We start from the raw sequence: 24,496 nt of genomic DNA on the forward strand, positions 1-24,496 counted from the left end.
CGTCGGCCGGAGGGACTCGGCTCAGGTCCTGCCGCGCCCGAGCGCGGCCAGCAGGTTCTCGAGACCGAACTCCCACGCGTCGTCCACATCGCCGCCGAGGGTGAACGCGCCGTTGATCTCCATGCTGATGAAGCCCGTCGCCCAGGCCGTGAGGGTCCGGGCGGCCTCGAGCGCGTGCTCGGCGCCGGCGAGCTCCTCGGCCGCCCGGAGGAGGGAGGCGCTCGCCGCGACCCGGTACTCCTGCGCCGCCACGGGCGTCCCGGCCGCCGGGGTCATCACGAGCTGGAACGCGGCGGGCCGCTCGTGGCCGGAGCGGCGGAGCTCGGCCGCGATGCGCGCGGGGTCGTCCTCGGCGCCGAGCCGCTGGGCGTAGTCGCGCAGGGTCGCCTCGGCCACCGAGCGGATCAGCGCCTCGCGGCTCTCGACGCGCTTGTAGAGGGAGGGGGCGCGCACGCCCACCCGCTGGGCGACGGCCTGCATGGTGACGCCAGCGAGTCCCTCCTCCTCGAGCAGCGCGGCGGCGGCGGCGACGATCGCGTCGTGGGTGGTGCGGTCCGGAGTGGGCATGCCCTCCAGCATAGCTATTGACAGTAGCCATGATGGCTAAGTAGCGTAGCCATCATGGAACTCACCCCCTCGCTCCACCGCCTCGGCTCCGACGTCGTCGCCTCCTACCTGGTCGCGACCCCCGAGGGCGTCACCCTGATCGACGCCGGGCTCCCCGGCCACTGGTCCGATCTGCTCGCCGCGCTCGCGGCGCTCGGCCGTCCGATCGAGGACGTGAAGGGCGTCGTCCTCACCCACGGCGACTCCGACCACATCGGCTTCGCCGAGCGCCTGCGCCGCGAGCACGGGGTGCCCGTCTTCGTGCACGCCGCCGACGCCGAGCGGGCGAAGGGCGGGAAGAAGCCCGCGAACGGGAAGCAGTCGATGCGGCTCGGCGCCATGGCGGGGTTCCTCGCCTACTTCGCGCGCAAGGGCGGACTCCGCGTCCCTCCGCTGACCGAGGTGGTCGAGGTCGCCGACGGCGACGTGCTCGAGCTGCCCGGGTCGCCGCGCATCATCGGCCTGCCCGGCCACTCCGCGGGCAGCGTCGCCGTGCACGTGCCGGCGGTCGACGCCGTCTTCGTGGGCGACGGCCTGACGACGCGGCACGTGCTCACCGGCCGCTCGGGCCCGCAGCCCGCCCCGTTCACCGACGATCCGGAGCAGGCGCTCGCGTCGCTCCGCCTCCTCCTGCCGACCGGGGCCGCGTGGGTGCTGCCCGGGCACGGGGCTCCGTGGCGAGACGGGGTCGCGGCGGCGGTCGAGGCCGCCGAGGCGGCCGCTCGGAGCTGACGCCTGAGGACACCACTCGGAGCCGACCCCGGAGTCAGGACGCCGGCACGAGCTCCCAGCGCGCCGTGAGGACCCGCAGGCCCTCGTCGAAGACGGCCGACCAGGCGGTCGCGTCGTGCGCACTGTCGGGCACCTCGAGGTACGAGGTCCGCATGCCGGCGGCCGTGGCGGCGGCGTGCAGCGTCTGCACCCCGGCGCGGAACGCGGTGTCGTCGGCACCCACTCCGAACACCGCGACCGTGTCGGAGTAGGGGGCGTGCGCGGCGAGGATGCTCGCAGGCTTCGCCGCCTCGTAGGCGCTCGCGCTGCCTCCGAAGCCCTCGCGGATCGTCGTCGCCTCGTCGCCCAGGCTCGGTGCCAGCTCGCCCGAGGCGTCGATGATGCCGCCGAAGAGCTCGGGATGCGCGGCGCCGAGCTGGATCGCGCAGGTGCCGCCCTGCGACAGCCCGCCGATCGCCCAGTCGGCCGGATCCGGCAGGACGGGCAGGTGCGCGCGGATCCAGGCCGGGACGTCGACCGTGAGGTAGGTCGCGGAGTTCCCCAGCGGCGAGTCGACGCACATCGGGTTCGCGGTCGGGTCGCCGAGCTGATCGGGCGAGACGACGATGGGCGCCAGACCCGCGTGGTCCGCCGCGTAGGCGTCGAGGGCCTGCTGCAGCTTCTCGGTCGACAGAGGGTCGGAGGGGGAGCCCGGCTGACCGGACAGCATCACCATCACGGGCAGCAGCGGCGGGTCCGCCGTGAGGGCGGCCGGCGGGAGGTAGACCACGGCGTCACGGGCGCGGAAGCCCGAGACGGTGGCCGGGATCGGGATCGACTGCACCGTGCCGACGGCCGGCATGCCGGCGGGCGCGGTCCAGTCGGAGAACGGGGTGCGGCTGCCGTCGGCGACGGCGGGGAGCGCCCCGACCACGGGGTAGGCGCTGAGTCCGAGGGCGCTGCGCAGCGTCGGGTACTGGCCGAAGTCGAGGTTGACGGTCATCGCGGCGGTGGCGACGACGAGCACGGCGACCCCGACGGACGCGAGGGCGCGTCGCACGCGCCGGTGCCGGAGGGCGTGCACCAGGACGACGAGCGCGACGCCGAGGCCGCCGAGCGCGAGTCCCGTCCAGAGCCGCGTGACGGGTGTCAGGTCGACGCCGAGGGGGCCGTCCGCGCCGTCGAGCAGGGCGGCGAGCGAGGCCCCGCCCACGACGCCGACGAGGAGCACGGCCGCGATGACCGCCGCGCGCCGGACGCGTCCCTCCGGGCGCGAGCGGGCGTACGCGACGACGAGCGCGGCGAAGGCGAGGGCCGCGACCGCGTAGACGGTCACGACGAGGGGCCCGGAGGAGAGGCTCAGCCCGAGGAGTGCGTTCATGCGTCGATCCGGTCGTCCGGCCGTCGGGAGAGACGGCAGGCGACAGTGTCGACTCCTGTTCTGGACGCTCGCTGGATGCCTCCTGGACGGCTGGGAAGCCTGCCGTCCTCCCCAGGCGTCGATACTCCGGACGCTCCCCGGCGCCCGCGCAAGCCCGCGCGCCGCCGCGTTGACCCGCCTACCGTGGAACGCGCAGGACACGCAGACCGCGCCCTCACGAAGGAGCCCGAACCATGATGCAGATCCCCCTCCCCGTCGTTCCCGAGCGCGAGGCCCGCGCATGAGCCGCGGAGTCGCCGTCGTCACCGGAGGCACCGCCGGGCTCGGCCGCGCCACGGTGCGCGAGCTCGCGAAGCGCGGATGGGACGTCGCCGTGCTCGCGCGCGGAGCGGACGGGCTCGCGGCCACGGTCGCCGAGATCGAGCAGGCGGGCCGACGCGGTCTCGGAGTGCCGACCGACGTCGCCGACCGCGAGGCCGTCGAGGCCGCGGCCGACCGGGTGGAGGCCGAGCTCGGCCCGATCGAGCTGTGGGTCAACGACGCGATGGTCGGAGTGTTCGGCGAGTTCCTCTCGACCGAGCCCGCCGACTTCGAGCGCGCGGTGGCGGTCAACTTCTTCGGCTTCGTCAACGGCACCCGGGCCGCGCTCTCGCGGATGACCCCGCGCGGCCGCGGTCATGTGATCCAGGTCGGCTCGGCGCTCGCGCACCGCGGCATCCCGCTCCAGGCGGCGTACTGCGCCTCGAAGTTCGGAGCCCGCGGATTCACCGAGGCGGTCACCGCCGAGCTCCTGCACTCCAAGAGCCGCATCCGGCTCTCCGAGGTCGACATGCCGGCGCTGAACACCATCCAGTTCAACTGGGTGAAGTCGCAGCTGCCGCACCACCCGCAGCCCGTCCCGCCGATCTACGAGCCCGAGGTGGGCGCCATCGCGATCGCCGACGTGGCCGACAAGCCGCGCCGTCGCACCTGGGTCGGCGAGCCGACGGCGGGCACGATCCTGGGCGATCGCTTCGCCGGCGCGTTCATGGACTGGTACCTCGCGCGCAGCGCCTTCGACGGCCAGCAGGCGCCCGACAAGAAGGAGCCGATGCTCCCGAACAACGTCTACGAGCCCGTGCCCGGCGACCACGGCGCCCGCGGCCTCTTCAGCGACAAGGCCCACACGATGACTCCGCAGATCTGGATGATCCGGCACCGCGCGGCGAGCTACGCCGGAGCGGCGGTCGCCGCGGCGGCCGGAGTCGTCGGCGTCGTCGCGGCCCTGCGGAGGAAGTGACCGTGGCCGACGTCGATGCCGTCGTCGTCGGGGCGGGGCCCAACGGCCTCGCCGCGGCGGTCGTCCTCGCGCGGGCGGGGCTGTCGGTCGCGGTGCTCGAGCGCAACGAGCGGATCGGCGGTGGCGCGCGGACGGCGGAGCTCACGCTGCCGGGCTTCCACCACGACGTCTGCTCGGCCGTGCACCCGATGGCGCTCGCGTCCGAGTTCTTCCGGCGCTTCCGGCTCGACGAGCGGATCGACCTGCGGGTGCCCGACATCTCGTACGCGCATCCGCTCGACGGCGGCCGGGCGGGCATCGCCTACCGCGATCTCGACCGCACGGCCCAGGCCCTCGGGCGCGACGGAGCCGCGTGGCGCGCGCTGATGGGCCCGCTGTCCGAGCGCGCCGACCGCGTCTCGGGCTTCACGAACGACCCGCTGCTGCGCGTGCCGACCGATCCGAGCGTGCTCGTGCGGTTCGGGCTCCGGGTCCTCGAGCAGGGCTCGCCGTTCTGGAACCTGCGCTTCGCCGAGGACGTCGCCCCCGCGATGCTCACCGGAGTCGCGGCGCACTCCATCCGCCCGATGCCGAGCCCGTCGACCGCCGCCGCCGCTCTCGCTCTCGGGACCTACGCGCACGCCCGCGGCTGGCCGGTGCCGATCGGCGGCAGCCAGTCGATCGTCGACGCCCTCGCCGACGACCTCCTCGCCCACGGCGGCACCATCGAGACGGGGGTCGAGGTCACCTCGCTGGCGCAGCTGCCCCGCGCCCGGGCCGTGCTCGTCGACCTCACTCCGAAGGCGCTGCTCGCGCTCGCCGGCGACCGGCTGCCGCGCGCCTACGCGAAGGCCCTCCGCGCGTTCCGCTACGGCAACGGCGTCGCCAAGGTCGACTTCGCGCTCGACGGACCGGTGCCCTGGTCGCACCCCGAGCTCCGGCGCGCCGGCACCCTGCACGTCGGCGGCACCCGGGCCGAGATCGCCGGAGCCGAGCGCGACGTCGCCCGCGGACGCCACAGCGAGAACCCCTACGTGCTCGTCGCGCAGCCCTCGATCGCCGATCCCGGCCGAGCGCCCGAGGGCAAGCACGTGCTGTGGGCCTACACGCACGTGCCGCGCTACTCCCCGCTGCACCAGCAGGAGGCGATCACCGCGCAGATCGAGCGCTTCGCTCCGGGCTTCCGCGACCGCGTGATCGGGGCCTCGTCGATGACCGCGCGCGACATGGAGCAGTACAACCCCAACTACCTCGGCGGCGACATCGCGGCGGGAGCGGCGAGCGTCGTCCAGCTGCTGTCGCGACCGGTGCCCTCTCCCGACCCGTGGCGGACGCCCGCGAAGGGCCTGTACCTCTGCTCGTCCTCGACTCCGCCCGGCCCCGGAGTGCACGGCATGGCCGGCTGGCACGCCGCCCGCAGCGCACTGCGGCACGAGTTCGGGATCACCCGCGCGCCCGATCTGGCACCCTGAGGGGAGGGGCGACCCCGCTCCCGAGCACCGACCGCCTTCCGAAGGAGCCCGCGATGTCCCGCAACACCCGCGTCTTCCACTGCCCGCCCGAGTCCGTCTTCGCCGCCCTCTCCTCCGGATGGCTGTTCCCTTCGTGGGTGGTCGGCGCCTCGCGGATGCGGAAGGTGGACGAGGACTTCCCGCACGTCGGATCGCAGCTGCACCACTCGTTCGGGCTCTGGCCGCTCGTCATCGACGACCGCACCACCGTCCTCGAGTGGGACCCGCCGCGCCGGTTCATCATCCAGGCGGCCGGCTGGCCGATGGGCGAGGCGCGGGTCCGGATCGAGGTGGAGCCGCACAAGCGCGGCTGCCGCGTGCGGATGCACGAGACGGCCGTGAAGGGCCCCGGCACGCTCATCCCGAAGCCGCTGCTGCACTCGTTCCTCTGGCTGCGCAACATCGAGGCGCTGCAGCGCCTCGCGCACATGGCCGAGGCGGGCGCGGGCGGACGGGTGCTCGAGCCCCGGGCCCTGCCCTCGCCCCGCGACCGCGAGGGCGTCGACACCCCGAAGCACCTGGTGTCGCGGACGATCGGCACCCTCGCCTCGGTGGCCGTCGGGTCGCTCGTGCTGCGCGCCGCGGCGGCCGCGATCCGGCGGGCTCGCAGCTGACCGCGGGCCCGCGGCAGGGTCAGACGATGCGCTCGACGAGCCGCACGTGGTGCACGGCGACCCGCTTCGGCTCGCCCGCGAACGCGGCCGCCCGCTCCGGAGAGTCCATGTAGGTCTTCTCGATCGCGAGGAACGACTCCGCGTCGCCCGGCGTGCTGACCGCCCAGACGAACTCGTTCACCTCGCGGTCGGCGTAGGCGAACTCGATCCGGAAGCCCAGCGCCTCGCGCGCCGGCACGATCCTCGCCCGGAACCAGGCGAGGAACTCGTCGATCACCCCGTCCACCAGCTCGTAGCGTCGGAGTTGGATGGTCCTGGTCTCGGCAGCGTCGCTCATGCGCTCGACGGTACCGGAGTCGCGGACACCGCTCCCGCCCGCTCGTCCCGCTCACGCACTCACCGCCCGCCCGTTCGCCCGCCCGTCCGCCCGTCCGTCCGTCCCGAGGAGGCACCCCCTGGATCCCCGCCGCAACCGCGCCCTCGCGCTCCTCGTCGCCGGCTGCTTCTTCATGGAGAACCTCGACGCGACGATCGTGACCACCGCGGCGCCCGCCATCGCGGCCGACCTCGGCGTCGACTCCGCCGCGATCGCGATCACCGTGACCGCGTTCCTGCTCACCGTCGCGGTGCTGATCCCGGCCTCGGGCTGGCTGAGCGAGCGCTTCGGCGTGCGCCGCGTGTTCACCCTGGCGATCGCCGTCTTCACGATCGCGTCCCTGCTCTGCGCGCTCAGCCCGACGCTGCCCGTGCTGATCGCCGCGCGGGTCCTCCAGGGCGTCGGCGGAGCGCTCATGGTGCCGGTCGGCCGCCTCGCGGTGCTGCGGCTCACGCCGCGCGAGCGCATCATCGAGGCCATCGCGATCCTGGTCTGGCCGGGCCTCGTGGCGCCGATCGTCGCTCCGTTCGTCGGCGGACTGCTGACGACCTACGCGTCCTGGCACTGGATCTTCCTGATCAACCTGCCGCTCGGGGCGGTCGCCTTCGTCCTGGCGCTGCGCATCGTGCCCGGCGGGCGCGAGCAGGCCCCGCCGCCCCTGGACGTCGTCGGCCTGGTGCTCGTCGCCGTCGGCCTCGGCGCGCTCGTCGGCGCCTCGGGACTGGTCGCCGCGTCCGTCTCGGACCCGCGGGCGCTGACGCTCGCCATCGCCGGTGTAGCCGTGACGGCGGTGGCCGTGCGGCACCTGCGCCGTGCGCCGCATCCGCTCGTCCGACTCGACGCCTTCCGCTTCCCGACGTTCCGGGTGGCGAACGCGAGCGGATCGCTGTACCGGGCGACGATCAACGCCGTCCCGTTCCTCCTGCCGCTGCTGTTCCAGGACGCGTTCGGCTGGAGCCCGGTGCAGGCGGGCTCGGTCGTGCTCGCCCTGTTCGTCGGCAACCTCGCGATCAAACCGGCGACGACGTGGCTGCTGCGGACCCTGGGCTTCCGGACCGTGCTCGTCGTCGCGAACGCGATCGGAGTCGCGTGCATGGCGGCGATGGCGTTCCTCACCCCGGAGGTGCCGATCGCCGCGGTCGTCGCCCTGCTGGTGCTCAGCGGCGTCGCCCGATCGGCGGGCTTCACCGCCTACAACACCGTCACCTTCGCCGAGGTGCCGGCCGAGGGGATGTCGGGCGCGAACACGCTGAGCGCGACCACGCAGCAGGTCGCGGCGGGCTTCGGAGTCGCGGTGGGCGGCGTCGCCCTCGCGGTCGGGACCGCGCTGGGCCCGGGCCTCGTGCCCTACCGGTTCGCGTTCCTGGTGATCGCGGTGCTGACCCTGGTGCCGCTCGTCGCTGCGGCGCGCCTGACCCGCGACTCCGGCAGCGAGCTGACCCGCTGACGGAGGGGCCGCTGACGAGGAAGGCCGCTGACGGCGAGGGTCAGAGGGCGCCCTGCTCCGGCGTGCCGGCGGGGATCGGAGCGAGACGCACGATGCGCGGCGGCTCCTGCAGCAGCCCCTCGAGCGACGCGTTGAGGCGCGCGACGGGCTCGCCCGCGCCGTGGGCGTCGAGCTCGGCCGCGCTGGTCCACTTCTCGATCATCACGACGGTGCCGTCGGGCGCGTCGTGGATCGAGTAGAGCTCGCAGCCCGGCTCGCCGTGCACCTCCGCGATGCCCGCGCGCAGGGCGTCGACCATCCGCTCGCGGGCGCCCTCGGCGGGGGTGAAGACGACGTGGACGACGACGGGAGCGGTCATGGCGGGATTCCTCACGGTGGGCGGGGCGGAACCCTCCACGCTACTCCGCTCGGTCGGTGCTCCCGCTGAGGCCGAGCGCCATGCCGTCGAGGAGGTCGTGCGCGGTCGAGGTGACGGAGTCGAGTCCGGGCGAGGCGCTGCTCGCGGCGCGCAGGACCTCGCCCCAGATCAGCGCGCCGGCGGCGATGACGTCCTCGCGGCCGGAGCGCAGGTAGGGCAGCGCTGCGGCGTCGGCCGGGGAGAGGCGGGCCAGGTCGTCGCAGGCGGCGAGCACGGTGGCCAGGGGGAGCTCCGCCTCGAGCGCCTCGCGGTCGTAGGCGCGGAGCCGGAGTGCGTGCGCGGCGACGGTCAGCACCGTCGCGGCGACGCCGACCACGCTCCGGGCGCGCGAGAGGTCGACGGAGGAGGCGGCCAGCGCCGCGCAGACGTCGGCCCGCATCGCCTCCCGCTCCTCGTCGGTCGGCGCCGCGGCCCGGCGGTGGCGCTCGGTCAGGCGGACGCTGCCGACGTCCATCGAGTGCGCCTGCTCGGGTGCCTCGTCGCCGAGGACCAGCTCCGTCGATCCGCCGCCGAGATCGACGACCAGCACGGGCCGGTCCGTCTCGACCACCCCGGTGGCGCCGCGGAAGGAGAGCGCGGCCTCCTCCTCGCCGGTGATCGTCTCGGGACGCACCCCGATGATCCGCTCGACCGCGTCGAGGAACTCCTCGCGGTCGCTCGCATCCCGGGTGGCGGACGTCGCGGCGAAGCGCAGCCGCGTCGCTCCGGCATCGCGGACCAGATCGGCGTACTCGCGCGTGACGGCCAGCGTGCGCTCGAGCGCCGCGGGGTCGAAGCGGCCGGTGCGGTCGACGCCGTGGCCGAGGCGGACGAGCTCGGTGCGGCGCACCACGTCGGTCACGCGGTCGCCGTCCACATCGGCGATCAGGAGGCGGAGGGAGTTGGTGCCGCAGTCGAAGGCGGCGACGCGCGTGCGAGGCATGCCGCCATCCTCCAGGACCCGGCGCCGGAGCGGGGATCGCGGCCCCGCTAGGGCCTGGTGGCGAGGAGGTCGCCGTCGCGAGCACGCGAGACCAGGTCCTAGCCTGGGAGGACGAGCCGAAGGAGCCCCCGTGCACGATCACCACGTCCGCGTCCACCGCAGCGACGAGAACCTCGAGCGCGCCGGCCAGCTCGCCCACGCGCTCGCCGAGATCGCCGTCGACCCGGTCGCCGTCGACGACGAGGTCGCCGAGATGGTCGTCAACCGCGTCATCGACAACGCGGCCGTCGCCACCGCCTCGCTGCTGCGCCGCCCCGTCGTCGCCGCCCGCTCGCAGGCGCTGGCGCATCCCGCCTCGATCGGGGGAGAGGGCGCCGTCGTCGTCGGCACCGACCTCTCCCGTCGCGTGTCGCCCGAGTGGGCGGCGTGGGCCAACGGAGTCGCCGTGCGCGAGCTCGACTACCACGACACCTTCCTCGCGGCCGAGTACTCGCACCCGGGCGACAACATCCCGCCCCTGGTCGCCGTCGCCCAGCACGCGGGCATCGGAGGCGCGCAGCTGGTGCGCGGCATCGTCACGGCCTACGAAGTGCAGGTCGACCTGGTCAAGGCGATCAGCCTGCACCGGCACAAGATCGACCACGTGGCGCACCTCGGCCCGTCGGCCGCCGCGGGCCTGGGCACGATGCTCGGGCTCGACGTGGCGACCGTGGAGCAGGCGATCGCCCAGGCGCTGCACACCACCACCGCGACCCGGCAGTCCCGCAAGGGCGAGATCTCGACCTGGAAGGCGTACGCGCCGGCCTTCGCGGGCAAGATGGCGATCGAGGCCGTCGACCGGGCGATGCGCGGCGAGACCAGCCCGTCGCCGATCTACGAGGGCGAGGACGGCGTGATCGCCTGGCTGCTCGACGGCGCCGGCGCCTCCTACGACGTGCCGCTGCCCGACCGCGGCGAGGCCAAGCGCGCGATCCTCGACACGTACACGAAGGAGCACTCGGCCGAGTACCAGGCGCAGGCGCTGATCGACCTCGCCCGCCGGCTGCACCACTCCCACCCCGAGGCCGCCGACCCCGAGCGCGTCGAGCGCATCGTGATCCACACCTCGCATCACACCCACTTCGTGATCGGATCGGGCGCGAACGACCCGCAGAAGTACGACCCGCAGGCGTCGCGCGAGACGCTCGACCACTCGGTGCCCTACATCTTCACCGTGGCGCTGCAGGACGGAGCCTGGCACCACGTGCGCAGCTACGCCCCCGAGCGCGCGGCCCGGGCCGACACCATCGCGCTCTGGCACCGCACGACGACGGAGGAGGACGCGGAGTGGACCCGCCGCTACCACTCCGAGGACCCGGCCGAGAAGGCGTTCGGCGCGCGCGTCGAGATCCTGCTCACCGACGGCACCACGATCGTCGACGAGATCGCGGTGGCGGATGCGCATCCGCTCGGCGCCCACCCGTTCTCGCGCGAGCAGTACGTGTCGAAGTTCCGCACGCTCGCGGCCGACGTGCTCGAGGAGCGCGAGATCGAGCGCTTCCTCGACCTCGCGCAGCGGCTGCCCGAGCTGACCCCCGAGGAGGTCGGACAGCTGACCGTCGTGGCGGCGCCCGGCGTGCTCGCCTCGGTGGAGTCGCCGCGCGGGCTGTTCTAGCCGGTCGTGCAGCGGCGTTCCGAGATTGACGTGTCCGGCTGTGGTGGATCTCGATACGCCCGCTCGGCGGGCTACTCGATCAGCGGAGAGTTGCTGGTCGAGTAGCCGCGGAGTGGCGTCTCGAGACCGACGTGTCCGGATGTGGTGGATCTCGATACGCCCTCTGCGAGGGCTACTCGATCAGCAGGGTGTTGCTGGTCAAGTAGCCGCGGAGTGGCGTATCGAGACCGACGTGTCCGGATGTGGTGGATCTCGATACGCCCTCTGCGAGGGCTACTCGATCAGCAGGGAGTCGCTGGTCGAGTAGCCGCAGACCGGTGTCTCGAGACCCGCCGTGTCAGAGCAGGGCGTCCGTCAGGTGGTCCGGCGTGCCGAAGCGGTGCGCGGTGATCGAGACGGCCTGCTCGCGGACGAACGGCAGGAGCTCGAGGCGTCCCGACTCCGTCACGGCACCGGCGTGGACCGCCAGGTCGGGGCGGCCGTCGGTGACCGAGGTCACGTCGGAGGCCGGTGCGCCGATCAGCCGCACCCGGCCCGCTCCGTGCGCCCGCACCCGGCGCGACCAGGCGGCCTCGTCCTCCACGACCGCGTCGGCGACGGCAGCCGTTGCGGCGGCGACCTGCGGAGGCAGCGACGTCGCGCTCGACACGACCACCGCTCCTCCGACGCCCGCCGCCGCGGCGACGACCTGCACGAGCGAGCCCAACGGCTCGCCCTCGGCCAGGCGCACCAGAACGGGGGAGCCGTACGCGAGCCGCCGGAACACGTTGCGCTCGGCCGCGAGCCCCGTCACGTCGCGGGGCGCGTGCTCGGCGAGCGCCTCGGCCGCGCTGCGCGCCGTCCGCTCGACGGCTCCCGCTTCACCGGCCGACAGCTCCGCCCGCGCCGCCGCGACGAGCCCGGCCGCCGCGGCGGGCACCTCCGCCATCGCGGTCGACGCACGGGGCGTCCACGTGCCGAGCCCCAGCAGGTAGTCCGGCCCGCCCGCCTTCGTGCCCGGCCCGACCGCCGACTTCTTCCAGCCGCCGAACGGCTGGCGCTCCACGATCGCGCCCGTAATCCCGCGGTTCACGTACAGGTTTCCCGCTTGGATGCTCTCGAGCCACGTTCCGATCTCGACCGGGTCGAGCGCGTGCAGCCCCGAGGTCAGGCCGTAGTCGACCTCGTTCACGATCGCGATCGCGTCCTCGAGGGTCGGCGCGGTCATGATGCCGAGCACCGGTCCGAAGTACTCGGTGCGGTGGTACTCGGACCCGCGGCGCACGCCGTCGCGGACACCCGGGCTCCACAGGCGGCCGGAGTCGTCGAGCGTCCGCGGCTGCAGCAGCCAGCTCTCGCCCGCGCCGAGCTCGGTGAGCCCGCGCAGCAGCTTGCCGGCGGCGGGCTCGATGACCGGTCCCATCCGCGTGGCGGGGTCGGTCGGATATCCCACCGTCAGCGAGGCGACGGCGTCGAGCAGCTGCGCGCGGAACCGCTTCGAGCGGGCGACGGAGCCGACGAGCACGACGAGCGACGCGGCCGAGCACTTCTGGCCGGCGTGGCCGAACGCGCTCGACACGACGTCCTTGACCGCCAGGTCGAGGTCGGCCGAGGGAGTGACGATGATCGCATTCTTGCCGCTCGTCTCGGCGAGCAGGGGGAGGTCGTGGCGGAACGAGCGGAACAGCTCGGCCGTCTCGTAGGCGCCGGTGAGGATCACGCGGTCCACGGCGGGCGAGGCGACGAGATCCGCGCCGAGCTCCTCCTCCGGGACCCGCAGCAGGAGCAGCGCCTCGCGGGGGACCCCCGCGGCCCAGAGCGCCTCGGCGACGACCGCGCCGCAGCGCGCCGTCGGTCCGGCCGGCTTGAGCACGACGGCCGACCCCGCGGCCAGGGCGGCGAGCACGCCACCGGCCGGGATCGCCACCGGGAAGTTCCACGGCGGTGCGACGAGCGTCAGCTGCGCGGGGTGGAACTCGGCGCCGTCGACCGAGTCGAGCTCGCGGGCGCGCTCGGCGTAGTAGTGCGCGAAGTCGATCGCCTCGGACACCTCCGGGTCGCCCTGGTCGATCGTCTTGCCGGCCTCGGCGGCCATCACCTCGAGCAGGTCGGCGCGGCGGGCCTCGAGCTCCTCGCCCGCGCGGTGCAGGATCCGTGCGCGCTCGTCGGCGGGGACGCGGCCCCAGGTGAGGCCGGCGTCGCGGGTCGCGGTGAGCGCCGACTCCAGCTCGCGGAGGGCGGTGAGCGTCGCGGCCTCGATGCTGTCGACGCCGAGCCGGGAGGAGGGGACCCGCGCGAGGATCGCGTCGGCCCAGTCGCGGTTCGCCGCGACGGAGGGATCGGTGTCGGGCGTGCTGCGGAAGTCGCCGAAGCCCGGTCGGCCGCTCGCGGCGAAGCGGTCGGCGACGCGGTGGGCGGGCGGCACGGTTCCGTCGAGGGCGGCGACGGAGGCGCGGAACCGCGACTCCTCCCGCGCGAACAGCTCCGGCTGCGCCTCGAGCTCGAAGACGGCCGACATGAAGTTCTCGCTCGACGCGCCCTCCTCGAGTCGGCGGATGAGGTACGCGATCGCGACGTCGAACTCGGCCGGGGCGACGACCGGCGTGTAGAGCAGGAGCGAGCCCACGGTGCGGCGCACCGCCTCCGCCTGGCCCTGCGCCATGCCCAGCAGCATCTCGTACTCGATGCCGTCGCGGACCCCGCGCTCCCCGGCGAGCAGCCACGAGTAGGCGACGTCGAAGAGGTTGTGGCCGGCGACGCCGACCCGCACGTTGCGGATGCGCTCGGGGTGCAGCGCGTAGTCGAGCACGCGCTTGTAGTTCGTGTCCGAGTCCTGCTTCGTGCTCCAGGTCGCGAGCGGCCAGCCGTGCACCGAGGCCTCCACCTGCTCCATCGGCAGGTTCGCGCCCTTCACCACGCGCACCTTGATGCCGGCCCCGCCGCGGGCTCGACGCGCGGCGCTCCACTCCTGCAGGCGGATCATCGCCGACAGCGCGTCGGGCAGGTAGGCCTGCAGCACGATGCCGGCCTCGAGGTCGTGGAACTCGGGGCGGTCGAGCAGGCGGGTGAAGACCGCGATCGTGAGGTCGAGGTCCTTGTACTCCTCCATGTCGAGGTTGACGAACTTCGCCGGAGTCGCGGCGGCGGCGCGGGCGAACAGCGGAGTGAGCTCGTCGACGATGTCGTCGACCGCGGCATCGAAGGCCCACGGGTTGTGCGGGGCGACGGTGGAGGAGACCTTGATCGACACGTAGTCCACGTCGTCGCGGGCGAGGAGGCGGTGCGTGCCCTCGAGGCGGCACTGCGCCTCCTTGCGGCCGAGCACCGCCTCGCCGAGCAGGTTCATGTTGAGACGGACGCCCTCGCGGCGGATCTTCGCGATCGCTGGGCCGAGCTTCGCGTCGGTCGCGTCGATGATGAGGTGGCCGACCATCCTCCGCAGCACTCGGCGGGCGATCGGCACGACCACGTCGGGCAGGATCGGGGCCATCACTCCGCCCAGGACGACCGCGCCGCGCATCGGGGCGGGGAGGAACCGGGGCACGCCGCCCGCGATCGAGCGCAGCGCCGCGCCGGCGACCCGGGTGTCCTCGGGGCGGACGACGCCGTCGACGAATCCGACGGTGAAGTCGAGCCCGGAGGGGTCCTTCAGCACGCCGGCGAGCTGCGCCCCGGACGCGTCGGTCGGGATGTCCGCGGCCTCGCGCAGCCAGCGGCGTACGAGGGCGACGGTCGCGTCGACGAGCTCCGGGGCGACGGAGTCGGGGGAGGGAGCGGTCGAGGTGGTCGCTCCGCTCGTGGCGGGGCGTGCGGCGAGGTCGGTCACGGTCGTGTCCTTCGGCTCGTGCGCCGCGCGGTCGGAGCGGCGTCTCCCCTCAGTATTCGACGCGGTACCGTTGAGCAGAAGCGATGATTCGTGACCGGTACCGGTCAGCTGAGCTGATGAATCGGAGGCGCCTCCCGTGCTCGACGTCCGCCGCCTGGTCCTGCTGCGCGAGGTCGCCGTCCGCGGCACTCTCGCGGCCGCCGCCGAGGCCCTCGCCTACAGTCCGTCCGCCGTCTCGCAGCAGCTGAGCGTGCTCGAGCGCGAGACCGGCGTGGAGCTCCTGCGCAAGGTCGGGAGGCGGGTGCAGCTCACTCCGCAGGCCGAGATCCTCGTCGAGGCGGCGGGGGAGGTGCTCGCGCTGCTCGAGCGGGCGGAGGCGGCGCTCGCCGCGTCGGGGGAGTCGGTCACCGGACGCGTGCGCGTCGCGGTGTTCCAGTCGGCCGCCCTGGCGCTGATGCCTCGGGCGCTGCGCTTCGCGGCCGAGCGGTTCCCCGAGGTGCGGGTCGAGATGGTGCAGCGAGAACCTGAGGGGGCCCTGCACGAGACGTGGGCGCGCGAGTTCGACCTCGTGGTCGCCGAGCAGTACCCCGGCCACTCGACGTCCTGGCTGCCGGGTCTGGTGCGGGCCGACCTCACGAGCGACGCGATCCGGCTCGCGGTGCGCCGCGACTCCGCCGTGCTGCGCCTCGCCGACGCCCGCGACGAGGCCTGGGTGATGGAGCCGCGCGGCACCGCGAGCCGCCACTTCGCCGAGCAGCTGTGCCGGGTCGCCGGCTTCGAGCCCGACGTGCGCTTCGAGACGGCCGACCTGCAGGCGCAGATCCGGCTGGCCGCCTCCGGCAACGCGGTCGCGCTGATGCCGGACCTCGTGTGGGCGGGCGGGGAGCCGGACTGCCGCCTCCTCGAGCTGCCGGGAGCGCCCCGGCGCACGATCTTCACGGCGCAGCGCGAGGCGGGGCTCGCGTCACCGGCGGTCCGGGTGTTCCGGGAGTGCCTGGAGGAGGCGGCGCGCGCGTACGCGTGACGGGCCCCGGGGTCTCCGTGCCGGACGAGGGCCGTGCAGAACCGAGGCCAGGAGTGCCCCTCATCCACCATCGCGGCTGACGAGCACTCCTGGCCTCGGTTGTGCACGCGAGTCACGCCGGCGCGTGCACCAGCTCCGAGATCCGGCGCTTGTACTCGTTGAACTCCGGAGCCGTCACGTCGCGCTCCTCCGGCAGGTCGATCGGCACGATCTCGCTGATGTGGCCCGGCACCCCATGCGAGGCGCCGCCCGTCATCACGACCACCCGGTCGGCGAGGTACACCGCCTCCTCGATCGAGTGCGTGACGAAGAGCACGGTCGTGCGCGTCTCGCGGTGGATGCGCTTGAGCTCGATCTGCAGATCCGAGCGGGTCAGCGCGTCCAGCGCGCCGAACGGCTCGTCCATCAGCAGCACCGACGGCTCGTTCGCGAGAACCCGGGCGATCGCGACGCGCTGCTGCATGCCTCCGGAGAGCTCGCCCGGATACCGGTCGGCGAAGCGGGTGAGCCGAACCGCCTCGATGAAGCGGTCGGTCACCTCCGTCACGGCCGCCTTCGGCAGCTTCTTGCGACGCGGTCCGTAGGCCACGTTCTCGCGCACGCTCAACCACGGGAAGAGGCCGTAGTCCTGGAACACGACGCCGCGGTCGGGTCCCGGCGCCGACACCGGGGTGCCGCCGACCTCGACCACGCCCTCCGTCGCCTCCTCGAACCCGGCGAGGATCCGCAGCAGCGTGGACTTGCCGCAGCCGCTCGCTCCGACCACGGCCACGAACTCGCCGGAGGGGATGTCGAGCGTCACGTCGGCCATGGCCAGCACGCCGCCGCCCGCGGTCTCGTAGCGCTTGACGAGGTCGAGCACGTGGACGTCCGCGGTGCGGACGGTGGGGGTCGCGACGGTCATCGGACGCTCCTGTTCAGAGGTGACGCGGTCATGAGATCAGCGGCCGGCGGCCGAACAGCAGGCGGAACACCAGCAGCAGCAGCCGGTCCGAGGCGAAGCCGGCGATCGCGATGCAGATCATCCCGACCACGATCAGGTCGGTCCGGACCACGTCGCGGGCGAGGAAGATCGTCGAGCCCAGCCCGGTGCTCACGCCCGTGGTCTCGCTCAGCACGAGCACGACCCAGGCGAGCCCGAGTCCCACCCGCATGCCGTTGACGATCGCGGCGGCCGAGGCGGGCAGCACGACCCGCGCGAGCACGCCCGCAGTGCCGGTGCCCAGCATCCGCGCCGCCTCGATCAGCCGGGGCGGCACCTGGCGGGCGCCGCTGATGGTGCCCAGCACGATCGGGAAGAACGCCGACAGGGTGATCAGGAAGATCGACGCCTGGTCGCCGTAGCCGATGAGGAGCGCCACGAGCGGCACCCACGCGGTCGCGGGGACCGGGCGGAACAGGTTGATGAACGGGTCGAACAGCGAGTTCACGACGTAGTAGCGGCCCATCAGCACGCCCAGCGGCACCGCGAGGACCGTCGCCAGCGCGAAGCCCCCGAACACGCGGCCGGCGCTCGCACCCAGGTCGGTCCAGAGCAGCCCGCTGAACGCGTCGTTCCGCAGGCCCGCGAACGCGTAGTCGATCAGCGAGACCAGGACGTCGCCCGGGTAGGGGAGGAACGCCATCCGGATGCCGAACGGCAGCTCCCACTCGCCGGCGCGCCCGAACTGCCAGAGCAGGACGAACAGGATCGGGACGGGCAGGCCGAGCAGGAACGTCGTCCAGCCGGAACGCCCCGGCCGGCGTCGCCGTTTCGCGGTCGCCAGCCGCTCGGTGACGGTCGAGGGCTCGAGGGTCGTGGTCATCGCGCGGCCGCTCAGGAGGTGGGCGCGAACGTCGTGTCGACGACGTCCTCGATCGCGGGCGCCTCGTCGATGAAGCCGAGCTGCTGCATCTGGCCGGCGAGCGCCTCGAGCTGGCCCTGGTACTCCTCGGTCAGGTCGGAGCGGAGCCAGAAGTTCTCGAGCGCCGACTCGAGCACGTCCTGGTCGCCGCCGAACTCGGCGATCATCTCGGGCAGCCACTCGTCCACGTTGTCGGCCATGTACTCGGTGGTCGCCGCGTGCGTGTCGACGACCTTCTGCGCGACCTCCGGCTGCTCCTCGATCATCGCGCCGGTCGTGACGAGGCCGATGTTCACGCGGCCGATCGGAGTCGCGTACGGGTCGGCGATCTCGGTCGCGCCGGCCGCCTCCGCGATCGAGACGCCGATCTCGACGCCGAAGAACGCGTCGATCGAGCCGCTCGTGTACGCCGAGGCCATCTCGGGCACGGGGATCGTGGTCAGCTCGAGGTCGGAGTCGGTGAGTCCGGCCTCCTCCAGGTAGTAGCGGAGGGCCACCTCCTGGGCGCTGCCCTGGATGTAGCCGACCTTCTTGCCGGCGAGGTCCTCGACGGAGGAGATGCCCTCGCCGCCGAGGAAGCCCGAGCCGCCGTCGGCCGCCGAGGCGACGATCTTCAGGTCGCGGTCCTGGGCGACGGAGGAGATGGTGGGCGTCACGCCCGAGATCGCGAAGTCGATCGTCCCGGCGACGAGCGCGTCCGACAGGGCGGGAGTGGTGTCGAGGGTGATCACCTCGAACTCCACGCCCTCCTCGGCGAACTGCTCGTAGAGGAACGGCTGGTAGAAGTGCGGCTGCCCGCGCAGCGTGCCGACCGTCACGGTGACGCTCTCGGCGTCCGATCCTGCATCGGCGTCGCTCGCGCCGGAGCAGGCGACGAGCGAGAGGGAGGCGGCGAGGGCGCCGCCGAGGGCGAGGGCGCGGACGGCGGTGCGGGTGCGGGAGGTGGTCGGGCGCATGGTCGGGCTCCGTGAGGCTGGGGGATGGCTGCGGCCCGTCGTGCTGTCGGCGGGGCGGCCGGGTCGCCTCCTACTCAACCGTGCGCAGATGCTGGGGGGTTTCTGAGGGATTTCGGACGTGTAAAACCCGCGCCCGTTCACCCGGGCGGCCCCGGCCCGTCATCCTCCGTCCCTTCTGCGTGCGCCCGTCGGCGCGCTACGGTCACCGCATGGAGACTGTGCGACGGCGCGAGGCGGTGGCTCTGCCCGTCGCGGCGCTCGCGTTCGCGTCCGCCGCGGCCCTGTCCTTCGGCCTCGGCGACGCACTCGAGACGGTGTCGGACGAGGCGTTCGCCCTGTCCTGGATCCTCGGTTGGGCGCTGCTCGTGTGGTCCGGACTGCTCGGGATCCTCGCCGTCGCGCTGCTCGCCACGCGTCGGCCGCTCTCCCGGGCCGGGCTGGGCGTCTGCGTCGCCGCTGTCGCGCTGATCGCGGTCGTGGCGGCGACGCATCCGCTCGTCGGCTCGGGGTCGGGCGTCGGCTGACCGTCCGCCCCGGCCGAGCGCCGAGGGTCAGACGCCCCAGTTCACGAACGGCGCGCGGAGGCCCGAGACGGTGATCTCGTCGTCGGCGAGCACCCCGACAGAGTTCGTCAGCTCGGTGCCGTCCAGGACTCCGACCGGCGTCCGGTCGAAGTCGAAGACGGCGAGGGAGTCGCCCTGCACGGCCTCGGGGTGCTCGTCGCGCACCTCGACGGCGGCGTCGCCCACCGCCACTCCGCTCAGGGTGCTGATCGCGACGTCGCCGACCGCGGGGGCGTTCACCGCGAGCAGGAAGTCGGGCTCGGGGTACTGGGACTCGGGCCCGCCCGCGTCGTAGACCTCGGTGTCCTTGAAGTCGAAGCCCGGCCAGCTGGAGTTGCGGGTGCGGTAGCCCTCGTAGGGGACGTCGTCGGACTCCGTGGGGGCGCTGCCGAACGCCTCCGTGAGGGCGGCCACCGCGCCCGTGCCGTCGCGGTACTCCCACGTGCCGAGCTCTGTGCCGGAGTCGTCGACCAGGGAGAAGGAGGTCGGACCGACGAGGAGGCTCGTGGCGTCGGCGGCGGTGGGAGCGGCGGTGGGAGCGGCGGTGGGAGTCGCCGTGGGGGTCGGCGTCGCCGGGTCGCTCGAGGGCGTGATGGTCGCCTCGGGCGCCGAGGTCGGGGCTCCGGCGGACGCGGTCGGCTCGGCCGCCGGATCGGCGGGAGTGCAGCCGGAGAGTGCGGCGAGGGCGGTGAGAGCGGCGGCTCCGAGGAGCGTGCGGGAACGGACGTGCATTTGGTGGAGGACCCCCGGAGAGCGGACGACGAGCGGACGACGGAGGCGCTGATCGTCCCCCTCCGCTCAGTGTCGGGCCGAGCCGGTCCGCACACGCCCGGGCGCGGATAACGATCTGGTCGGTTCCCCAGGAGCCGCCGTCCACCCCTGTCGCTCCCGGCGCTCACCCGGTGGACTGACGACGTCCCGCGCACCGTGCGGGCACCGCGAGGAAGAAGGACCGCATGACCACCTGGCTCATCACCGGCTGCTCCACCGGGCTCGGACGCGCGCTCGCGCAGGCCGTCCTGGCTCATGGCGACGACGTCGTGGTGACCGCGCGCGACGTCGACTCCGTCCGCGACATCGTCGAGCCGTACAAGGAGACCGCGCTCGCCCTCGCCCTCGACGTCACCGACGAGACGCAGGTCACCGCCGCGGTCCGCGCCGCCGAGGAGCGGTTCGGCCGGGTCGACGTGCTGGTCAACAACGCGGGCTACGGCTACCGCGCCGCCGTCGAGGAGGGCGAGGAGGAGGCCGTGCAGCGTCTGTTCGACACGCAGCTCTTCGGGTCCGTCCGCACGATCAAGGCGGTGCTGCCCGGGATGCGCTCGCGCCGCTCCGGCACCATCGTGAACCTCTCGTCGATCGGCGCGCGGATCTCGCCGGAGGGGTCCGGCTATTACGCCGCGGTGAAGGCCGCCATCGAGGCGCTGACGCTGTCGCTCCGCAAGGAGGTCGCTCCGCTGGGGATCCGCGCGTTCTCGGTCGAGCCCGGAGGGTTCCGCACCGACTTCGCGGGGCGCTCGCTCACGCAGTCGGCCGAGCCGATCGCCGACTACGCCGAGACGGCGGGGCGCCGGCGCAAGGAGGTCGACACGGCGCACGGCACGCAGTCCGGCGACCCGGAGCGGGCGGCGGCCGCGCTGATCCGCGTCGTCGAGTCGGGATCGACCCCGTCGCTCCTCCTGCTCGGGAACGACGCGCAGGACGCGTTCCGCGCCGCGCTCGACGCGTTGCGGACGGACGCGGACGAGTGGGAGGAGCTCGGCCGGAGCACCGACTTCGACTGACGCGGCGACCCTCAGCCCGCCGCCTGAGCGAAGGGTATTACCAGCAGCGTCGACGTGGCCGTCGCGACCCTACGCCGGGTCGGCCGGGTCTACGCGGACTCCCGCCGGACGAACTCCGTGGCGAGCTGCACGTGGGCCGGCTGCTCGCCGTCGATCTCGGCGAGCAGCAGCCGGGTCATCTCGCGGGCGATCCGCTCGAACGGCTGGCGCATCGTGGTGATGGCGGGGGAGGCGGCGCTCGCCGCGGGGCTGTCGTCGAAGCCGCCCACGGCGACGTCCTCGGGCACGCGGCGACCCGCGGCGACGAGCGTCGAGATCGCGCCGGCGGCCATCCGGTCGTTCGCGGCGAACACGGCGTCGACGCCGGGGGAGGAGTCGAGCAGTCGGGCCATGGCCTCGGCGCCGCTGCGCTCGGACCAGTCGCCGAACTCCACGGGGGCGGGCTGCGCGGCGACGTCGCCGAGCGCGTCGCGGAATCCGTCGACCCGGAGCGAGGCCCCCAGCCGGTCGTCCGGCCCGGCGATCATGGCGATCGAGCGGCGACCCAGGCTCAGCAGGTGCTCGGTCATGCGGCGCGCGCCCTCGCGGTCGTCGGCGGCGACCCAGCCCGCGTCGCCGCCGCGCCGCTCCGGAGTGCCGCAGCAGACGACGGGCAGGCCCGCCGCGCGCAGCTCGTCGAGGAGAGTGAGGTCGCGGCTCCACGACACGAGCATCACGCCGTCGACCTGACCGGTGCCGAGGAAGTCGAGGGCGTGCTGACGGGTGGCGGGGTCCGCGGCGAGGAGGAGGACCATCGCGTGGCCCTGCTCCGCCAGCGCCTTCGAGACGTGCGTGAGCAGGACGGCCACGTTGGGGTCGGCGAACAGGTGCTCGACGTCCTCGCCGAGCACGAACGCGATCGCCCCGCCGCGCTGCAGGCGCAGGCCCCGCGCGTGGGCATTGGCGCGGTACCCGGTGCGGCGGACGGCCGCGTCCACGGCGTGCTGCGCCTCGGGGCTGACCCACCTGCCGCCGTTCAGCGCCCGTGAGACGGTGCCGCGCGAGACGCCCGCCGCCCGGGCGACATCGTCGATGGTGGGGCGGCGCCGGGGCTCGCCGGGGAAGGACATGGGCCCAGTGTAGGCCGCGCACTGAAAACGATCACAGCCAAACTTGGCCCACCTTGCATGCGGCACTCGGGGCTCCGGCACTTCTCGACTGGGAGCGATTACAGCTAGCCTGACCCCGCGGCGCTCGCCACGGACCGCCGCTGCCCGACCAGAAGGAGCCCCCGCGATGACCGGACCCGCCGACCTCGTCGATCCCGCCACCGCGGCGCCCTCCGACCGCGCCGTGACCGCCACCGTCCGGCACACCCCCTGGGAGCACGAGCGGCGCGAGCCGCCGATGAGCACCGTCGAGGACCCCCACTCGCGCTACCGCCTGACCGACCGGTACGTCCTCCGCGACGGCGTGCCCTTCGTCCCCGTCTCGGGCGAGTTCCACCTCACCCGCGTCCCGCGCGAGCGGTGGGAGGAGCGGCTGCGGTTGATGCGCGCCGGCGGAGTGAGCGTCGTCTCGTTCTACGTCATCTGGATCCACCACGAGCCCGCGCGGGGCGAGCGCCGCTTCGACGGCGACCGCGACGTCGCCGCGTTCGTCGACCTCTGCGCCGAGGTCGGGCTCGACGTGATCCTGCGGATCGGCCCGTGGGCGCACGGCGAGGTCCGCAACGGCGGCTTCCCCGACTGGGTGCAGGAGGCGCCCGTGCGGCACCGCACCGACGATCCCGAGTACCTGGCGCTCGTCGAGCCCTGGTTCGCCGCGATCGGCGAGCAGCTCGCGTCGCGCTGCGGACCCGACAGCCCGGTCGTCGCGATCCAGCTCGAGAACGAGCTCTACGACCAGCCCGAGCACCTGCGCACCCTCAAGCGGATGGCGCGCGCGGCCGGCCTCTCGGCTCCGATCTGGACCGCGACCGGCTGGGGCGGAGCCGACCTGCCCACCGACGCGGTGCTGCCGGTCTTCGGCGGCTACCCCGACGGCTTCTGGCTCGATCATGACCAGCCGTGGGACGACACGTTCCGCGAGCACTTCCTCTTCTCCCACGTCTGGGACGACCCGGGCATCGGCGCGGACCTGCGCCAGGGCGTCGTTCTCGAGGCTCCGCGCACCCCGTCCGAGCTGTACCCGGCCGCGACCTGCGAGCTCGGCGGCGGCATGGCGCTCGCCTACCAGCGCCGGCCGCGCGTCGAGGCGCTCGACGTCGCCGCGGTGGCGCACGACAAGATCGGCAACGGCTCGGCCTGGCAGGGCTACTACATGTTCGCCGGCGGCCGGAACCCCGGGCCCGACCTGCAGGAGTCGCAGGCGACCGGCTACCCGAACGACCTGGCGGTCTACGACTACGACTTCCGCGCGCCGATCGGGGCGACGGGCCGCACCGCCGCGAGCTTCGGCCTCCTGCGCCGCCAGCACGCGTTCCTCGCGGCCTTCGGCGCGACGCTCGCCGAGATGCCCTCGAGCCTCCCCGAGGTCCGTCCCGAGGGGGTGCGCGACTCCACGACGCTCCGCTGGGCGCTGCGCAGCGACGGCACGAGCGGAGTGGTCCTCCTCACGTGGCACCAGCCGTACGAGCCCCTCGAGGAGCACCCGGGCGTGCGGTTCGAGGTGGTCCTCGACGAGCGGACGGTCGTGTTCCCGGACGAGCCGGTGCGGATCCCCGTGGGCACGATCGCGCACTGGCCGGTCGGGCTCGTGATCGCGGGCGTGGAGGTGGAGTGGGCGACCGCGTCGCTGTTCACGGTGCTGGGCGGCGAGCGGCCGACCCTGGTGCTGATCGCGGAGGAGGGGATCCCTCCGCGACTCCGCTTCGCGGACGGCACGGCGCTCGTGGTCGACGGCGCCGCGGTCGACGGCCCGCTCGTGCGTCTCGACGGCACGGAGCCCGTGCTCGCCACCGCCGCCGGAGCGCTCGACGTGCTCGTGCTGCCCGCCGCGGTCGGGGCGGACGCGTGGGCGCTCGAGGGCGACTCCGGCGTACGGCTCGTGCTCAGCGCCGAGCCGGTGTGGACGGACGCCGACGGGCGGCTCGTCTCGGACGGCGCCGCGGTGCGCCCTGCCCCGCGCGAGTACCGCGACGGCGCGTTCGAGGAGCTGCCCGGCTCGATCGCGGCGCCCGCGGGGGCCGACTCGGTGCGCCCGGTCGAGGTGCGCGAGCTGCGCGCCGCTGGATCGCCCCCCGACTCCTTCGGCGGCCTCGACGGCCGGGCCGCGGCTCCCCGCGACGCCGAGTTCGCCGCCCACGCCTCGGCGCACCGGCTGCTGCTGCCGCCCGCGTCGGGGCGCGCCGTCCGCCGCGAGCTCGAGATCGACTGGGCGGGGGACGTCGCGCGCGTGCTGGTCGACGGCGTCCTGCGCGCCGACCGCTTCTGGAACGCCGACGGCTGGGTGCTCGATCTCGACGACCTGGGCGTCGGAGCCGACTCGGCGGTCGTGGTCGAGATCCTGCCGCTCCCGCGCGCGGCCGAGGTCGGCCTGCCCGCCGACGCCCAGGCGCTGCGCGCCGCCGTCGACGGCGACCTGCACGAGCTCGGCGCCGTCCGTGTCGTCGACGTGTACCGCTGGACCCAGGCCTGAGCGG

Annotated in this window: 21 protein-coding genes; 10 read left to right on the top strand and 11 right to left on the bottom strand. The window is 74.0% G+C overall.

Going from position 1 to position 24,496, the window contains the following annotated elements; genetic code table 11:
* Positions 1–21 precede the first annotated feature (21 nt).
* Positions 22–567 (bottom strand): TetR-like C-terminal domain-containing protein, encoded by a 546-nt coding sequence (locus C1I63_RS07505; RefSeq protein ID WP_107574369.1) that lies wholly within the window; start codon positions 565–567, stop codon positions 22–24.
* 54 nt (positions 568–621) lie between these two features.
* Between C1I63_RS07505 and C1I63_RS07510 the strand changes: the two genes are divergently transcribed.
* Positions 622–1,338, top strand: a complete 717-nt coding sequence (locus C1I63_RS07510) for an MBL fold metallo-hydrolase (protein WP_107574370.1) — start codon at positions 622–624, stop codon at positions 1,336–1,338.
* A 34-nt stretch (positions 1,339–1,372) separates the two neighbouring features.
* Here the strand turns inward: C1I63_RS07510 and C1I63_RS07515 are convergent, their stop codons facing one another.
* Positions 1,373–2,698 (bottom strand): alpha/beta hydrolase, encoded by a 1,326-nt coding sequence (locus C1I63_RS07515; RefSeq protein ID WP_107574371.1) that lies wholly within the window; start codon positions 2,696–2,698, stop codon positions 1,373–1,375.
* 280 nt (positions 2,699–2,978) lie between these two features.
* On the opposite strand from C1I63_RS07515, the gene C1I63_RS07520 reads away from it, so the two are divergent.
* Genes C1I63_RS07520 through C1I63_RS07530 form a run of 3 tightly spaced genes read left to right on the top strand, consistent with a single transcriptional unit; the run spans position 2,979 to position 6,081 of the window.
* Entirely contained in the window at positions 2,979–3,977 is a 999-nt protein-coding gene (locus tag C1I63_RS07520; RefSeq protein WP_055786074.1) for an SDR family oxidoreductase, read from the top strand.
* Positions 3,978–3,979: 2 nt separating this feature from the next.
* Positions 3,980–5,428, top strand: coding sequence for a phytoene desaturase family protein (locus tag C1I63_RS07525; protein WP_107574372.1), 1,449 nt, complete (start codon positions 3,980–3,982; stop codon positions 5,426–5,428).
* A 53-nt stretch (positions 5,429–5,481) separates the two neighbouring features.
* Positions 5,482–6,081, top strand: a complete 600-nt coding sequence (locus C1I63_RS07530) for an SRPBCC family protein (RefSeq protein WP_211315591.1) — start codon at positions 5,482–5,484, stop codon at positions 6,079–6,081.
* A 19-nt stretch (positions 6,082–6,100) separates the two neighbouring features.
* On the opposite strand, the gene C1I63_RS07535 is transcribed toward C1I63_RS07530, so the two are convergent.
* Entirely contained in the window at positions 6,101–6,418 is a 318-nt protein-coding gene (locus tag C1I63_RS07535) for a hypothetical protein (protein WP_055786080.1), read from the bottom strand.
* Between C1I63_RS07535 and C1I63_RS07540 the strand changes: the two genes are divergently transcribed.
* A complete protein-coding gene (locus C1I63_RS07540; RefSeq protein WP_107575779.1) occupies positions 6,417–7,904 on the top strand; it encodes an MDR family MFS transporter in 1,488 nt (495 codons plus the stop codon). The two genes, C1I63_RS07535 and C1I63_RS07540, sit on opposite strands and share 2 nt — an antisense overlap.
* 40 nt (positions 7,905–7,944) lie before the next feature.
* On the opposite strand, the gene C1I63_RS07545 is transcribed toward C1I63_RS07540, so the two are convergent.
* A complete protein-coding gene (locus tag C1I63_RS07545) occupies positions 7,945–8,262 on the bottom strand; it encodes a putative quinol monooxygenase (RefSeq protein WP_055786085.1) in 318 nt (105 codons plus the stop codon).
* A 40-nt stretch (positions 8,263–8,302) separates the two neighbouring features.
* A complete protein-coding gene (locus tag C1I63_RS07550; protein ID WP_107574373.1) occupies positions 8,303–9,244 on the bottom strand; it encodes a Ppx/GppA phosphatase family protein in 942 nt (313 codons plus the stop codon).
* A gap of 130 nt (positions 9,245–9,374) precedes the next feature.
* On the opposite strand from C1I63_RS07550, the gene C1I63_RS07555 reads away from it, so the two are divergent.
* Entirely contained in the window at positions 9,375–10,898 is a 1,524-nt protein-coding gene (locus tag C1I63_RS07555; protein WP_243591321.1) for an MmgE/PrpD family protein, read from the top strand.
* A gap of 337 nt (positions 10,899–11,235) precedes the next feature.
* Here C1I63_RS07555 and C1I63_RS07560 read toward each other — a convergent pair whose 3' ends face one another.
* The gene (locus C1I63_RS07560) at positions 11,236–14,703 is read right to left on the bottom strand and encodes a bifunctional proline dehydrogenase/L-glutamate gamma-semialdehyde dehydrogenase (RefSeq protein WP_107574375.1); all 3,468 of its coding nucleotides are present in this window, start codon (positions 14,701–14,703) and stop codon (positions 11,236–11,238) included.
* Positions 14,704–14,839: 136 nt separating this feature from the next.
* Between C1I63_RS07560 and C1I63_RS07565 the strand changes: the two genes are divergently transcribed.
* Positions 14,840–15,727 carry a LysR substrate-binding domain-containing protein gene (locus C1I63_RS07565; protein WP_055786098.1) on the top strand — a complete coding sequence of 296 codons (888 nt, stop codon included), beginning with the start codon at positions 14,840–14,842 and terminating at the stop codon, positions 15,725–15,727.
* Between the two features lie 112 nt (positions 15,728–15,839).
* Here the strand turns inward: C1I63_RS07565 and C1I63_RS07570 are convergent, their stop codons facing one another.
* Genes C1I63_RS07570 through C1I63_RS07580 form a run of 3 tightly spaced genes read right to left on the bottom strand, consistent with a single transcriptional unit; the run spans position 15,840 to position 18,527 of the window.
* Positions 15,840–16,631, bottom strand: coding sequence for an ABC transporter ATP-binding protein (locus C1I63_RS07570; RefSeq protein WP_055786104.1), 792 nt, complete (start codon positions 16,629–16,631; stop codon positions 15,840–15,842).
* A gap of 28 nt (positions 16,632–16,659) precedes the next feature.
* Positions 16,660–17,532, bottom strand: a complete 873-nt coding sequence (locus tag C1I63_RS07575) for an ABC transporter permease (RefSeq protein WP_107574376.1) — start codon at positions 17,530–17,532, stop codon at positions 16,660–16,662.
* An 11-nt stretch (positions 17,533–17,543) separates the two neighbouring features.
* Positions 17,544–18,527 carry an ABC transporter substrate-binding protein gene (locus C1I63_RS07580; protein WP_107574377.1) on the bottom strand — a complete coding sequence of 328 codons (984 nt, stop codon included), beginning with the start codon at positions 18,525–18,527 and terminating at the stop codon, positions 17,544–17,546.
* Between the two features lie 209 nt (positions 18,528–18,736).
* Here C1I63_RS07580 and C1I63_RS07585 point away from each other — a divergent pair, with 209 nt between their 5' ends.
* Complete coding sequence (locus C1I63_RS07585; protein ID WP_146168397.1) at positions 18,737–19,051, top strand: hypothetical protein; 315 nt, start codon at positions 18,737–18,739, stop codon at positions 19,049–19,051.
* A 27-nt stretch (positions 19,052–19,078) separates the two neighbouring features.
* Here C1I63_RS07585 and C1I63_RS07590 read toward each other — a convergent pair whose 3' ends face one another.
* Positions 19,079–19,822, bottom strand: a complete 744-nt coding sequence (locus C1I63_RS07590; protein WP_107574379.1) for a hypothetical protein — start codon at positions 19,820–19,822, stop codon at positions 19,079–19,081.
* A 224-nt stretch (positions 19,823–20,046) separates the two neighbouring features.
* Here C1I63_RS07590 and C1I63_RS07595 point away from each other — a divergent pair, with 224 nt between their 5' ends.
* Complete coding sequence (locus tag C1I63_RS07595) at positions 20,047–20,874, top strand: oxidoreductase (RefSeq protein WP_107574380.1); 828 nt, start codon at positions 20,047–20,049, stop codon at positions 20,872–20,874.
* Between the two features lie 89 nt (positions 20,875–20,963).
* Here C1I63_RS07595 and C1I63_RS07600 read toward each other — a convergent pair whose 3' ends face one another.
* Complete coding sequence (locus C1I63_RS07600) at positions 20,964–21,983, bottom strand: LacI family DNA-binding transcriptional regulator (protein WP_107574381.1); 1,020 nt, start codon at positions 21,981–21,983, stop codon at positions 20,964–20,966.
* Between the two features lie 166 nt (positions 21,984–22,149).
* Between C1I63_RS07600 and C1I63_RS07605 the strand changes: the two genes are divergently transcribed.
* Positions 22,150–24,492, top strand: coding sequence for a beta-galactosidase (locus C1I63_RS07605; protein WP_211315592.1), 2,343 nt, complete (start codon positions 22,150–22,152; stop codon positions 24,490–24,492).
* The last annotated feature ends 4 nt before the right edge of the window (positions 24,493–24,496 follow it).

The sequence above is a fragment of the Rathayibacter caricis DSM 15933 genome (assembly GCF_003044275.1).
Classification (GTDB): Bacteria; Actinomycetota; Actinomycetes; order Actinomycetales; family Microbacteriaceae; genus Rathayibacter; species Rathayibacter caricis.

Excerpts from the sequence above, each read along its gene's own strand:
- C1I63_RS07505 (WP_107574369.1), bottom strand. The coding sequence starts at position 567 with ATGCCCACTCCGGACCGCACCACCCACGACGCGATCGTCGCCGCCGCC.
- C1I63_RS07510 (WP_107574370.1), top strand. The coding sequence starts at position 622 with ATGGAACTCACCCCCTCGCTCCACCGCCTCGGCTCCGACGTCGTCGCC.
- C1I63_RS07515 (WP_107574371.1), bottom strand. The coding sequence starts at position 2,698 with ATGAACGCACTCCTCGGGCTGAGCCTCTCCTCCGGGCCCCTCGTCGTG.
- C1I63_RS07520 (WP_055786074.1), top strand. The coding sequence starts at position 2,979 with ATGAGCCGCGGAGTCGCCGTCGTCACCGGAGGCACCGCCGGGCTCGGC.
- C1I63_RS07530 (WP_211315591.1), top strand. The coding sequence starts at position 5,482 with ATGTCCCGCAACACCCGCGTCTTCCACTGCCCGCCCGAGTCCGTCTTC.
- C1I63_RS07540 (WP_107575779.1), top strand. The coding sequence starts at position 6,417 with ATGCGCTCGACGGTACCGGAGTCGCGGACACCGCTCCCGCCCGCTCGT.
- C1I63_RS07535 (WP_055786080.1), bottom strand. The coding sequence starts at position 6,418 with ATGAGCGACGCTGCCGAGACCAGGACCATCCAACTCCGACGCTACGAG.
- C1I63_RS07545 (WP_055786085.1), bottom strand. The coding sequence starts at position 8,262 with ATGACCGCTCCCGTCGTCGTCCACGTCGTCTTCACCCCCGCCGAGGGC.
- C1I63_RS07550 (WP_107574373.1), bottom strand. The coding sequence starts at position 9,244 with ATGCCTCGCACGCGCGTCGCCGCCTTCGACTGCGGCACCAACTCCCTC.
- C1I63_RS07570 (WP_055786104.1), bottom strand. The coding sequence starts at position 16,631 with ATGACCGTCGCGACCCCCACCGTCCGCACCGCGGACGTCCACGTGCTC.
- C1I63_RS07575 (WP_107574376.1), bottom strand. The coding sequence starts at position 17,532 with ATGACCACGACCCTCGAGCCCTCGACCGTCACCGAGCGGCTGGCGACC.
- C1I63_RS07580 (WP_107574377.1), bottom strand. The coding sequence starts at position 18,527 with ATGCGCCCGACCACCTCCCGCACCCGCACCGCCGTCCGCGCCCTCGCC.
- C1I63_RS07585 (WP_146168397.1), top strand. The coding sequence starts at position 18,737 with ATGGAGACTGTGCGACGGCGCGAGGCGGTGGCTCTGCCCGTCGCGGCG.
- C1I63_RS07590 (WP_107574379.1), bottom strand. The coding sequence starts at position 19,822 with ATGCACGTCCGTTCCCGCACGCTCCTCGGAGCCGCCGCTCTCACCGCC.
- C1I63_RS07595 (WP_107574380.1), top strand. The coding sequence starts at position 20,047 with ATGACCACCTGGCTCATCACCGGCTGCTCCACCGGGCTCGGACGCGCG.
- C1I63_RS07600 (WP_107574381.1), bottom strand. The coding sequence starts at position 21,983 with ATGTCCTTCCCCGGCGAGCCCCGGCGCCGCCCCACCATCGACGATGTC.
- C1I63_RS07605 (WP_211315592.1), top strand. The coding sequence starts at position 22,150 with ATGACCGGACCCGCCGACCTCGTCGATCCCGCCACCGCGGCGCCCTCC.